Annotated in this window: 5 protein-coding genes; 2 read left to right on the forward strand and 3 right to left on the reverse strand. The window is 73.5% G+C overall.

The window, feature by feature from the left end:
- Window positions 1–12: 12 nt before the first annotated feature.
- Window positions 13–9,426 (forward strand): SDR family NAD(P)-dependent oxidoreductase, encoded by a 9,414-nt coding sequence (locus ACFHWT_RS04030; protein ID WP_416593210.1) that lies wholly within the window; start codon window positions 13–15, stop codon window positions 9,424–9,426.
- A 115-nt stretch (window positions 9,427–9,541) separates the two neighbouring features.
- On the opposite strand, the gene ACFHWT_RS04035 is transcribed toward ACFHWT_RS04030, so the two are convergent.
- Window positions 9,542–10,414 (reverse strand): alpha/beta fold hydrolase, encoded by an 873-nt coding sequence (locus ACFHWT_RS04035; RefSeq protein WP_416593211.1) that lies wholly within the window; start codon window positions 10,412–10,414, stop codon window positions 9,542–9,544.
- 260 nt (window positions 10,415–10,674) lie between these two features.
- Between ACFHWT_RS04035 and ACFHWT_RS04040 the strand changes: the two genes are divergently transcribed.
- Window positions 10,675–10,923 (forward strand): DUF5988 family protein, encoded by a 249-nt coding sequence (locus tag ACFHWT_RS04040; protein WP_416593212.1) that lies wholly within the window; start codon window positions 10,675–10,677, stop codon window positions 10,921–10,923.
- A 54-nt stretch (window positions 10,924–10,977) separates the two neighbouring features.
- Here ACFHWT_RS04040 and ACFHWT_RS04045 read toward each other — a convergent pair whose 3' ends face one another.
- Together ACFHWT_RS04045 and ACFHWT_RS04050 are read right to left on the reverse strand one after the other, a co-directional pair.
- Window positions 10,978–12,126, reverse strand: coding sequence for a sensor histidine kinase (locus ACFHWT_RS04045; protein ID WP_416593213.1), 1,149 nt, complete (start codon window positions 12,124–12,126; stop codon window positions 10,978–10,980).
- 131 nt (window positions 12,127–12,257) lie between these two features.
- Window positions 12,258–13,433, reverse strand: a complete 1,176-nt coding sequence (locus ACFHWT_RS04050; RefSeq protein ID WP_416593214.1) for an FAD-dependent oxidoreductase — start codon at window positions 13,431–13,433, stop codon at window positions 12,258–12,260.
- Between the last annotated feature and the right edge of the window lie 110 nt (window positions 13,434–13,543).

A 13,543-nucleotide genomic window follows, 5' to 3' on the forward strand; every position in this document is an offset into this window, starting at 1 on the left:
GGAGGAAACGCTGTGACGACCACACCGAACGGCACGACGCCGTCCGCGCCGACACCGCTGTCGCGCGCCCTCGACACGATCCGCAAGCTGCGGGCGCAGCTGGAGGCCAGTGGCGACAACCAGCCGATCGCGGTGATCGGTGTCGGGCTGCGCCTGCCCGGCGGAATCGACACCCTCGACGGGTTCTGGCAGGCCCTGGCGCAGCGCCGGGACCTGATCGGGCCGCTGCCGGCCGCCCGGCGGGCCCCGTTCGAGCGGGAGTGGGCACAGCTGCCGCAGCTCGGCGGGTTCCTCGACGAGGTCCTCGACTTCGACGCGGCGTTCTTCGGGATCAGCCCGCGGGAGGCCAAAGCTCTCGATCCGCAGCATCGGCTGCTGCTGGAGGTCTGCCACGAGGCGCTGGAGCATTCGGCCCGGCCGGCGGAGCAGCTACGCGACACCCGTACCGGCTTCTTCGTCGGCATCACCCACCAGGACTACCGGGACTGGGAGCCGCACGGCGCCGACGCCTACTGGGCAACCGGAAACGGGCACTGCTTCGCGGCCGGGCGGGTGGCGTACGCACTCGGGCTGACCGGCCCGGCGGTCGCCGTCGACACCGCCTGCTCGTCGTCGCTGGTCGCGATCCACCAGGCCAGTTCGGCGCTGCGGCGCGGCGAGTGCGAGGTGGCGCTGGCTGGCGGAGTCAACCTGATCATGTCCCCCCGCTCCACCCGGCTACTCGGGCCGCAGATGGGTGCGCTCTCCCCGGACGGGCGGTGCAAGGCGTTCGACGCCCGGGCGAACGGGTTCATCCGGGGTGAGGGCTGCGCCGTGCTGGTGCTCAAGCGGCTGGACGCCGCCCGGCGCGACGGTGACGTGGTGCACGCCGTCCTGAACGGATCCGCGGTCAACCAGGACGGGCGGTCGTCCGGGTTCACCGCGCCGAACGTGCTGGCCCAGTCCGCACTGATCGGGGCGGCGCTGGCCGACGCCCGGCTCACCCCGGCCGACATCGGGCTGATCGAGACCCACGGCACCGGCACCGCGCTGGGCGACCCGATCGAGATGGAGGCGGTCGCGACGGCTCTGGGCCGGCCCACCGACACCGACGACCCGTTGTACGTCGGCGCTGCCAAGACGAACGTCGGTCACCTGGAGGCGGCCGCCGGCGTGGTCGGTGTGGTGAAGGCGATCCTGTCACTGCGGTACGGCGCCGTACCGCCGCTGGTGCACTTTTCCACCCTGAACCCCCGGATCGACCTGACCGGCACCCGGGTACGGATGCCCACCGGACTGCTGCCCTGGACGGGCCGGCCGGGCGGCCTCCGGCACGCCGGGGTCAGCTCGTTCGGGATGAGCGGCACCAACGCGCATGTCATCGTCGGCGAACCGGAGCCGGCCGAGGCACCGGCCGGCTCCGCGCCAGGCCACCAGCCAGTCGCGGGTGACGCCGTGCCGGTCACCGGGTTCGAGATCTCCGCCGGCGGCCGGCCGGCGTTGCGGGTACTGGCCGCCCGGTACGGCCGGCGGCTGGCCGAGCTGCGGCCGGAGCAGTACGCCGCGTTCGCGTACACCGTCACCGCTGGCCGGACCCGGCACGCCGTCCGCGCCCGGGTCACCGCCGCCGACCCGGCGGCGGCCGCCGCCGCGCTGTCCGCGCTGTCCGACGGCACCGACGCCCCGACAGTGCAGGTCTACGAGGGCGACCTGCCGACGGCACTGCCCGACCTGCCGCGACAGGTGGTGGAGCTGCCGCACTACCCGTGGCAGCGGCAGCGGTACGCCCCACCGGTCGAATCCGGACCCGCGTCGTCCGACGTGGCGTCGCCGACGGCACCCCTGTACGAACTGGACTGGCAGCCGATCGCCGGCCGGGATCCTGACGGCGCCAGGCTGGTGCTCGCCGGTGACGACGGCGAGCTGCTGACCGCGCTGGCCGACGTGGCCCGGACGGACGGCTGGCCGACGGTCGTCCTCGGCCCGGCCGGGCTGCCGGCCGCGACCGAGCCGCTGCCGGCCGACGGCCAGCAGTGGCAGGCGTTCTGGCAGCGGCGTGACCCGGCCGAGAAGGTGCTGGTGCTGCTCGCCATGGCCGCCGAAGCACTCCCCGCCGAGCTGCCCGCCACCGAGCCAGTCGCCACAGGCAACGGTGGGCTGGCCGGTGCCGGCGCGGCGCTGTGCGCGGCGGTGACCACCGCCGTACGGGCGCTGCCCGGTGGTGCGCCCGACCGACGGATGGTGGTGCTGACCAAGGGTTCCCGACGGATCGGTGCCGACGATCCGGTCCGGGCCAGCACCCACGGCCTGCTGCACGGGCTGGCCCCGGTGCTCGGCCTGGAGCTGCCGGCCTGGGGGGGCCTGGTCGACCTGCCGGTCGACGCCGGGCCCGCGGACCTGCGGGCGGCGCTACGGGCACTGCCCGGCGACGGCGGGGAGGACCTGCTCGCCGTCCGCCGGGGCACGGCGGCGACAGCCCGGCTGCGTCCGGTGCCCGCCGACTACGCCCCGCAGCTGCCGGTCGACCCCGACGGCAGTTACCTGGTCACCGGTGGGCTCGGTGGCGTCGGCCGCTGCCTGGTCCGCGACCTGGTACGCCGGGGCGCCCGACGGCTGTTGCTGACCGGCCGCCGGGCTGCCGACGACATCGCGCCGGCCGCTGCCGAACTGCTCGCCGAGCTGGCCGACGCCGGCGTCGAGGTGCGCTACCGTACGGCGGACTGCGACGATCCGGCGGCGCTGACCCGAGCGCTCGCCGACGACCTGCCCCGGCTGCGCGGCGTCGTACACGCCGCCGGTCATCTCACCCGTACGCCGCTGGCGGACGCCGACCGGGCCGCCTTCGAGCAGACCCTGCGCGGCAAGTTCACCGGCGCCTGGTGGCTGCATCTGCTGCTGCGGGACCACCCGCTGGACTTCTTCCTGACGGTCTCGTCGGTGTCGGCGCACTGGGGAGCCGACGGCTACGGCGGCTACGCCGCCGCCAACGGCGGGATCGACATGATCGCCAACCACCGGGTATCCGCCGGCCTGGCCGCGACGAGCATCGCCTTCGGACCGTGGACGGTCGACGGCATGGTGGACGCGACCGAGCTGGCCGAGCTGGCCCGCGGCGGTGTCGACCCGGTCACCGCGCAGACCGGTGCCGCCAGCCTGACCGCCCGCACGGCCGGGCCGGACGCGGTGCTGGTCTGTTGCCCGGTCCGCTGGGACCGGTTCGCCGCGGTGATGTCGGCCCGTCGGCCCCGGGCGCTGTACCGGAACCTGACCGCCGGACCCGCCGCCGGTGGCGGCGCCCTCTACCCCCCGGCCGGGCCGGCGTCGGGACCCGCCGACCCGGCCGGGGCCCACGTCACCGACCTGCCCATCGGTACCGGGGCGGCGGGACGCGAGCGTCTGCTGGCCCTGCCCGTGCTGGCCCGGCCAGCGGCGCTTCGGGACCAGGTCGGTACGGTCGTCGCCCGGATCCTCGGCTACCCGGACGGCGAGCAGGTCCGCCACGACCAGGGATTCTTCGACCTCGGCCTGGACTCGATGATGGCAGTCGATCTGGTCGACGACCTGGCCGGCGAGTACGGCGTACCGCTTCAGGTGGCCGACGTCTTCGACCACCCGACGATCTCCGACCTGGCCGAACTGATGCTGGGTCGGGTCGACTCCGGCACCGTCGGGCCGGCTAGCGGGCAACGGCAGCGTCCGGCGGTACGGCCGGCCGAGCCGGGCGCCCCGGAGCCGACGCGGCCACTGGCCCCGGCTCCGGTACTCGCGCCGCAGCCGGCCGACACCAGGCCGGACGCCGTAGCCGACGCCGATGCCGATGCCGATGCCCACCGTCACCCGGTGGCCGACGCCGACACCGCAGCCGGGGAGCCGATCGCGATCATCGGGATGGCCGGCCGGTTCCCCGGTGCCGACTCCATCGACGAGTTCTGGCAACTGCTGGTCGACGGCCGCGACGGAGTGGGCGCCGTGCCGCCGCACCGGTGGAACGGTGCCGCGCTGCACGACAGCGACCCGATGAGCACCGGCACGATCACCACCGACCAGGGCGGCTTCCTCAGCGACGTCGACCGGTTCGACGCCGGGTTCTTCGGGATCCCCGCCCGGGAGGCGCAGAGCCTGGACCCGCAGCACCGACTGCTGCTCGAGTGTGCCTGGCACGCGCTGGAGGACGCCGACGTCGACCCCGCCGGCCTGGCCGGCGGCCGGACCGGTGTGTACATCGGCATCTCCAACTCCGATTACGCCCGGCTGCTGCAACGTGGCGGGCTCGACCAACTGGACGCGTACTTCGGCACCGGCACCTCGCTCAACGCGGCCGCCGGCCGGATCGCGTACCTGCTCGGTCTGCACGGGCCGGCGATCGCGGTCGACACCGCCTGCTCCTCGGCCCTGGTCGCGCTGCATCTGGCGATCCGGTCGCTGCGCAGCGGTGAGACCGACACGGCTCTGGTCGGCGGGGTGAACGTAATCGTCTCGCCGGAGGCGTCGGTCGCGGTCAGCCGGGCCCACATGCTCTCCCCCACCGGCCGGTGCAAGACGTTCGCCGCCGACGCGGACGGTTTCGTCCGTTCCGAGGCCGCCGCGGTGGTGCTGCTCAAACCGCTGTCGGCCGCGCTGCGCGACGGCGACCGGGTGCTGGCCGTGGTACGCGGCAGCGCGGTCAACTCCGACGGGGCGTCGTCCGGCCTGACCGCGCCGAACGGGACCGCGCAGCAGGCGGTGCTGCGCGCCGCGCTCGCCGACGCCGGGGCGTCCGGCCCACAGGTGTCCTATCTGGAGGCGCACGGCACCGGCACCGCGTTGGGCGACCCGGTCGAGGTCCGGGCCGCCTGGCAGGTACTCGGCGACGGCCGGGCACCGGGTGAGCCGCTGCACCTCGGGTCGGTGAAGAGCAACATCGGCCACTGCGAGTCGGCCTCCGGCATCGTGTCGGTGGTCAAGACCGTCCTGGCGTTGCGGCACGGCCGGCTGCCGGCCAACCTGCACTGTGCCGAGCTGAACCCGCAGATCGGCTGGGCGCAGATGAACGTCCGGGTACTGGACGAGCCGGTACGGTGGCGCTCCGGCGGTCGACCCCGCCTCGCCGGGGTGTCCAGCTTCGGTTTCTCCGGCACCAACGCGCACGTCCTACTCGCCGAGGCACCGCTGCAGGAGCCGGCCGGGCGACCGGTGACCAACGGGCCTGCCGAGGACGAGCCCCGCGGCCCGTGGTTGCTGCCGCTGTCCGCGCCGGACGAGGCCGGGCTGGACCGGTCGGTGACGGCCTGGGATGAAGTGCTCGCCGGCAGCACCGACGCGGACCTGCCGGCGGTGGTCGGCAGCGCCGGTGCGGGCCGGGCGCACCTGCCGGTCCGCCGGGCCGCGCTCGGTTCGTCCGTCGAGGACCTGCGCCGCGCACTGGCCAAGCGCACCGCGCCCGCCGGGGCAGCCGGGGCCGGCCGACCGCCCCGGGTGGCTTTCCTCTTCTCCGGCCAGGGCAGTCAGTACTTCGGGATGGGCGCCGAACTGCACCGGACCGAACCGGTGTTCCGGGAGACGTTCGACGCCTGCGACCAGATCCTGGCTCCGCGACTGGGCAGCTCGCTGCCCGAGCTGATGTGGCATGGCGCGCGGCCGGAGCTGCTCGACCAGACCTGGGCGACCCAGCCGGCGCTGGTCGCGCTGGAGCTGTCCCTCGCCGCCCTCTGGGCGAGCTGGGGGGTCCAAGCGTCGGCGGTGATCGGCCACAGCGTCGGGGAGATCTCCGCCGCGATCCACGCCGGCGTGCTCGACCTCGCCGACGGACTGGCGCTGGTGGCTCGACGGGCGCGGCTGATGCAGGACACCCAGCCGGGCGCGATGCTGGCCGTCGCGGCCGAGCCGGACCAGGTCACCGAGTGGCTGGTCGGCACCACGTTGGACGTCGCCGCGATCAACGGCCCTCGCGCGGTCGTGGTGGCCGGGCTCGCCGAGGAGATCGCCGACTTCGCCGCCAACTGCCGGACGAAGGGGGTCCGTTGCCAGCAGCTGGTGGTGTCGCACGCGTTCCACAGCAGGCTGATGGAGCCGATGCTCCCCGACTTCGGGCAGGCCCTGGCGTCGCTGCCGAGCCGCCCGCCGGCGCTGCCGATCGTGGCGAACCTGACCGGGCAGCTCGCCGGGCCGGACACCTACCTCGGCGACTACTGGTGCCGACACGTACGTCAGCCGGTCCGCTTTCATGACGGCATCGGCCAGCTGCGCCAGTTGGGCGTCGACGTCTTCCTGGAGATCGGGCCGGGACGTACGCTGGCCGGCCTGGTCACCGCAGGAGGGTCGGCACCGGACGGCGGGGTGGTGACTTCGCTGCGGCGGGGCGCCGCTGACCGGGCCGCGCTGCTGGACGCGGTACGCAGCCTCTACCTCGCCGGTCAGCCGGTCCGGTGGGCGGCGGTGCAGCCGCGGCGACCACGACCGGCCGGGCAGCGGGCCGCGCGGTACCCGTTCGCCGACACCCGGTACTGGACACCGCTGGCCGACCAGCCGCCGTCATCGTCAGTCACGGCTACAGTGGACGAGCGGCCGACGGCACAGTCGCACGCAGCGGCGACCGGGCAGTCGACCCAGTCGCACGTCGGGCGGGAACTGCGTTCGCCGGCGCTCCGGGGGCGGGTTTTCGAGTTCACCCGCAGCGCCGCGTTCCCGGCCTACCTGACCGATCACCGGCTCTACGGCACGGTGGTCACCCCGGCCGCGTCACATCTGGCCACCCTGGTGCAGGCGTTGGCACCGGACGGCAGCCCGGTGACGCTGACCGATCTGGTCTGCCCCCGGGCACTGGTGATCACCGAGCAGGAACGGTACGACGTCCAGCTGACCGTCGACCGGGCCAGTGGCCGGCTCGCGGTGAGCAGTCTGGTCGACGCCGACCGGGACCTCTGGCAGGAGCATCTGGCGGCCCGGGTACGGCCGACGGCGACGACGACAAGCCACGCGGCACCGGATCCAGCGGCACCGGACCCAGCTGCCGACCGGGCCGCCTTCATCGCCTCGGCACAGCGGCACGTCACCGGCGCACAGTTCTACGCGTACTTCCGCGACCTCGGCTACACCCTCGGTCCGTCGTTCCGGTGGATCGTCGACATCTGGCTGGGCCGGGGCGAGGCGCTGGTTCGCTACGTTCAGCCGCCGCTGCCCGACGACCCGGCGGACTACCAGCTGTACCCGGGACTGATCGACTCCTGTTTCCAGAGCATCGCCGGTTTCCTCGTCGACGAGGTCGCCGAGGAGGCTCCCGCACTGGCCATCCCGTTCGCCGCGGCCCGACTGGAGTTCCCGGCCCGGGACCGGATCGACGGGGAGCTGTGGGGGCGGGTCCGGGTCCGCGACGCCGAGCCGCTGCCTCGTGGCCGCAGCCGGGTCACCGCCGCCGATCTGCGGCTGGCCACGCCGGACGGGACGACGCTGCTCACGGTCGACGACTTCCGGGTCCGGCACGCGCCCCGGGAGCTGCTGCGCCGGAGCCTGCGCGACGACCGGGCCGGCCTCTACACGGTGCGGTGGCAGCCGGCTGACGACGGCCGAATCCCGGACGCCGAGTCGGCGGGTTCCGACGGGCGCGACACGACCGCACCGACGGGTGCGGCCCTGTCGGGCGGGTCCCGGTCAGTGCTGCTGGTCGGCCCGGCGACCGACTTCGCCGAGGCGCTGGCGGCTGAACTACGCGACCTCGGACACACGGTGGACGTCGACCGGTCCGGACCCGAGTCCGGGGCCGACCTCGTGGTCGACCTCAGATTCCTGGCCGTGGGCCGGCCCGGCACGGACCCGACCGGCGACCACCCGACCGGCGATGCCGCCGGGCCGGTGCCCGCTGCGGTGCTGGCGCTCGGCGAGTCGCTACGGGCCCGGTCGACGTCGACGCCGTACGTGGTGGTCTGCCCGGCCGGCGCCGACGCCGCATCCGACCGGGAGGCGCTTTGGGGGATGCTGGCCGCGGTCGAAGCGGAGGAGTCGCAGCGGCGCCTGCTGCGGATCGACCTGGCCGAACCGGCGTCGGCGGCCGCGGCCCGGCTGGGCCGGCAGCTCGACGCGGTACTGACCAGCGGCGTCACCGAGCCCCGGCTGCGGTTGCACGCCGACGGGGTCGAGGTGCCCCGGCTGGCCGCCGTCGAACCCGGTCCGGTGTCGAGCTGGCCGGACGGTGTCCTGATCAGTGGCGGTCTGGGCGCGCTGGGGTTGAGCGTCGCACGGATCCTGGCCGACGGTGGCACCCGGACGATCACGCTGGTCGGCCGGTCAGCCCCGGGTGCCGACGCCCGGGCCGCCATCGACGAGCTGGTCGCCCGGGGGGTACGGGTCGAGGTGGTCGCCGCGGACGTCGCCGATCCGGCCGGCTGTGCCACGGCCGTCGCCGCGGCGGGCCGACTCGGTCCGCTGAGGGCCGTCCTGCACCTGGCCGGCACGACCGACGACGGCGCTTTCGCGACGCTGCCCCGGTCGGCGTACGAGAAGGTCTTCGCCGGCAAGGTGGGCGGTGCCCGGGCACTGGCCGACGCGGTACGCGGCCTCGACCTGACCGCCTTCGTGCTCTTCTCCTCGGTGTCGAGTGTGTTCGGCTCCGCCGGTCAGGTGAACTACGCGGCCGCCAACGGTTACCTGGACGGGCTGGCGACCGCGCTGCGCGCCGACGGCGTACCGGCGGTCAGTGTCAACTGGGGTCCCTGGGAACCGGCGCAGGGCAGCGGGCTGGCCGCGACCGAGGCGGTCCGCCGGGCCGCCGGTCAGCTGGGCGTGCGTGCCCTCACCGACGCGGAGGCGGCCCCGCTGCTGGCCGCTGCGCTCGGCGCGCAGCGCACCCGGCTGGTCGCGGTCGCCGTGGACCTGGCCCGGTACGCCGGGCGGGCCGCCGGGCACCCTCGGGCTGCGCTGGTCCGCGAGCTGGTCGCCGACGTCTCCGGTGCGGCCGACGGCCGGGCGGCGGGCGACCGGCCCACGGACCAACCGGTGGAGGCCGGCCGGCGGGCGGGTTGGCTGCGCGGCATGCTCCTCGGGCTGGCCGGCCCGGACCGGCAGGACCGGCTGCGTTCGGCGATCGCGGACCTGGTGGGTGAGACGATCGGCGACACCGGACGGATCGACGACAGCCGGGGCTTCGCCGAGCTGGGCCTTGACTCGATCATGGCGATCGACCTGCGGGCCAGGCTGTCACACGCGCTCGACGTCGAGTTGCCGGCAACCGCCGCGTTGGACCACCCGACGGTACGGGCGATGACCGCCTTCGTGGACAGCCGGCTCTCGGCAGCGGACCAGCCGGGCGGCGCACCGGCTCCGCCGGCCCCGGTAGAACTCGCACGGCCGGAGTCAGCGGTTCCGGCAAGGCCCGCGCGGCCGGCGGAGTCGGCGGTGGACGCCGCCGATCTGGCCTCGCTCTCCCTCACCGACCTGATCGAGGCGGCCCAGGCCGATCTCGCCGCCGGATGCTGATGATCACGCCGGTGGTGTGGTGCCACGTCGTGGCACCACACCACCGGCGGCGACGGTCGCGGCCGGCGCCCGGGTGTCCGCTGGCGGGCGGTCCGTCAGGCCGGAACCAGTCCGGTCAGGCCGGGACCAGCTGGCGGATGTGGTCGATCACGTCGTTCCACAGATCGCGGGGCAGGATGCCGTGCCCGAGCCCCGGATAGGTGACGAGCCGGGCACCGGGAATCGCCGCTGCCGTCGCCTCGCCGCCGGGCAGCCGCCAGATCCGGTCCGCCTCGCCGTGCACCACCAACGCCGGGATGCGCAGCTTCGCCAGGCCGGCCCGCCGGTCCCGGGAAGCCATCAGAGCCGCCTCGTGCCGTAGTCGCCCGGCCTGGTCGTAGCCGCGGTCGAAGGCCCGCCGGCCCATGTCGCGTAGCCAGTCCACGTCCATGTCGTGGCCGGGCGAGCCGATCAGGTCGTACAGGTCCACCATCAGTTGACCAGCGTCGTCGCGGTCGGCGACCGGCCGGTCCTGCATCCGCTGCAGCTTCATAGCGGTTCGCATCGAAAGCCGGCCGATCCGGGGCGTCGCGGTCGCGGCGATCGATGTGAGGCTGAGCAGCCGGTCCGGATGGTCGATCGCCAACTGCTGGGCGACCATCGCGCCGAGGGAGATGCCCACCACGTGCGCCCGCCGCCAGCCGAGCGCGTCGAGCACGGCGAGCGCGTCGCCCGTCATGTCCTCGATGCGGTACGTCGCGGTACCCGGTCGAAGCATCATCCGCAGGATGGTCGGTCGCCCGTCGGCGTGCAGATGGGTGGAGGCACCGACGTCGCGGTGGTCGAATCTGGCCACGGCGAAGCCCCGCTCGGTCAGCGCCGAGCAGAAGTCGTCGTGCCACATGATCATTTGCATGCCGAGGCCCATGATGAGCAGCAACGGTTCACCCTGCGGGTCACCGAGACGCTGGTACGCGATCTCGATCTCCTCGGGACGCGTCGCGCTCACCCGCGACGTCGCCGTACCCGTCACCTGGGCAGGTCCTGGTCCAATCGTCATATGTCGAGCGTGCTGCGCCGCCCTTGAGCACCGGTTGACCCGGCCGCCACCGGCCGGTGCGACCGGTGCCGGAGCTGCTCCCACGCTGCTCAAGGGCCTCTCCAGCGCCGATCGTTAGCGTCAGAGCAACAGCCACCGAACACCGCAGCCGGGTCGGCCGCCAGGTAGCGATCGGCCGGCAGGTGACTCGCAGAAACCCGGAGGTGCCGATGTCCGACCACCCCAACCCGGTCCACCCGGCCGGAGTGGACCCCGCGATGGTGACGGCCGTCCTGCACGGCGGTCCGGCGAGTCTCACCGCCGAGCAGCGCCGCCGGCTGGTGGCTCCCGAACAGCGGAAGATCAAGATTCCGTGGCTCGGCGGCTACGAGCACTTCGAGCGCGATCTCGTCACCGGCGTCGATCACGGAGCGGCCGTGGTCTTCCAGTGGACGGCCCGCACCCGAGTAGCCGAGTAACCATCAGGTCCGGCCGACGAGAGCAGCCACTGCCTCCGGTCGAGGCGGATCCGGTCAGCCCCGGACCATCGGCGCCACGGTCTGCGGCAGCTCGGCACGCAGCACGAACCAGCCGTCGCGGGGACCGACGCACAGGTCCCCGCCGACGAGCTCCACCCGTTCGGCCAGGCCGGTCAGCCCGGTACCGGACGGTGGAGCGCCGGTCAGCCCCGCGCCCACCCCGTCGTCGTGTACCTCCAGGATGAACCGTCCCTCGTGGCGGGTCACCGCGATCGCACAGCGACGCGCGTGGGCGTGCCGGACGATGTTCGTGGCGGCCTCCCGGATCAGCCAGGCCGCGCACTCCTCGATCGGCTCCGGCAGGTCGTCGAGGGTGCCACGGACGCTGACCACGACCCCCGACGCCTGCAACAACGCCTCGGCGGACTGCGCCTCCACCGCCAGGGAGACCTTCCGGTAGCCGGAGACCGCTGCCCGTACCTCGGCCAGCGCGTCCCGTGCCACCTCGGCCACCTCAGCCATCTCGGTCACCGCCCGGTTCGGCGCCGAGTCCACCATCCGGGCGGCGAGATCGGCCTTGAGGGTCACCGCAGACAGCCGCTGGCCGAGGATGTCATGCAGGTCGCGGGCGATCCTGAGGCGTTCCCTGGCCACCGCCAACTGGGTCAGCTCGGCCCGCGCCTGCAGTAGCTGCATCGAGGTGTCGATCTGGTTGTAGATCGCCACCTGCACGCCGCTGGTGATGGCGATCAGCAGGATCAGGATCACGACCGAGTCGGCGCTGACCCGCAGCCAGCCCACCGCGATGGCCACGAAGACCACGGTGTGGCCGACCACCAACGCCGGCCACCACCGCAACGGGCAGTTGATCAGCAGCATCACCAGGCTGAAGAAGGCCAGCCCGGACAGCCAGTCGTAGCGCAGTTGCGGCACCATCGCCAGGCCACAGATCAATGTCACGGCGACCGTCACCGGCGCACGATTGGCGTGCAGCTGCGGAGTGTTACGGACGACCACCCGGGCGTAGCCGAGCACGAAGAGCGCAAGTCCTACGTAGAGTGCCTTGTTTCGGTCGTGTACGACGCTCAACGGAAAGGCGAGAAAGGCCAGGCAGGACAGGGCGAACAGACGTACCTGGATGCCACGTCGGCGGAGCCAGAAATCCCGTCCAGGAGAGACCTTCGCCTCCGCAGCGGCGCTCATGCCGGCCATTCAACCACGTCACGTCCAGAGGATCCGCCAGCTGATCGTCCAGCGTCGATCAGGACCGAACGGTTCGATCGACGTCGAACGGGCGGCGGCCCGGATCGGTCGTTGCGGCCACCCGACGGTGGTCAGACGCGGACCTGGCGGTGCCACTCCACGTCGTACGCCAGCAGCCAGGAGGATGCCCCACCCCAGAAGTACCGGCGGTAGATCGGCGCGAGAGCGACGTCGAGCCAGCCGCGGCCGGGTAGGTTACGGAACCGGCCGTACCGCGTACCGGCGCGCAGCGCCCGCTCCGTCCGGGACCGACGCATCGACTCGTACGCGGCCAGCGCCATCGGCACGTCGTCGATGTCGCGCAGACAGCGGCCGAGCACCACGGCGTCCTCCAGGGCGAGCCCGGCACCGAGCCCGTACCCGACGGGGTGGGCGGCGTCGCCGAGCACCACCATCCGGCCCCGCCGCCAGTGCGCCAACCGCTGCGGCAGGTAGAGCGGCGCGGGGCGGCCCAGCGTCGCGCACTGCGCGATCAGTGCGGCGCACGGGGTGTCGCCCTGGCCGTACTGCGCGGACAGTCGGCTCCGCCAGCCCTGCTCGCTGATGCCGGCCAGCTCTGCCGGATCGAGGTCGCCGGTGGGCACCAGTGCGTTCCACCAGACGGTGCCGTCCGGCTTGGCGGTGTACTGGAAGCAGCCCTGCCGGCTGACCACCAGATGCAACGTCCCGGCCGCGATGCCCGGCAGCCGGGTCACCCCGTCGATCGCGCAGTGTCCGCCGTACTCGGGCGGTGGCGCCGCGTTGCTGATCACCCTGCGCACCCGCGAATGCGTCCCGTCGGCACCGACGAGCACGTCGCACTCCACCCGGGCCCCGTCGATGAACTGCGCGGTCACCCCACCGGTGCTGCTGGTGGCACCGGCCAGCCAGCGGCCGGTGTGGACCTCCGCTCCGGCCCGAACCGCTTCGTCGCGCAGTACGGACACCAGGTCGCCACGCATGATCGACAGATTCATCGTCCGGTTGGCCAGGCGACCGGCCCGAGACAGTCGGCCCAGCAGCCGGCCTTCGCCGTTCCACAGGCACAACCGGTTCACCACGATCCCGCGTGCCTGTATCTGCTCCAGACAGCCGACCGAATGCAGCGCACCGAGCGCGTTGGCGGTCAGGTTGAGAAAGCCCCCGGTCGTCCCGGCCGGATCGAGGTACGCCTCGTAGACGGAGGTTCCGACGCCGGAACGGGCCAACGCGACCGCGGTCAGCGATCCGGCGAGCCCGGCACCGACGATCGTGGCACGAAGTGTCATCGGATTCCTTCCGTCGTGAATGTCACGCATCCAGAAGTGTGCCGCCAGGTACTGCAGCGCCCCTTGAGATGCAGCCGGCAAGGGCCGGCCGCCGTCGTTCATCGTCTCAT

Origin of the sequence: Micromonospora sp. LOL_021 (genome assembly GCF_048060215.1) — a bacterium.
In the GTDB taxonomy this organism is placed as follows: domain Bacteria; phylum Actinomycetota; class Actinomycetes; order Mycobacteriales; family Micromonosporaceae; genus Micromonospora_E.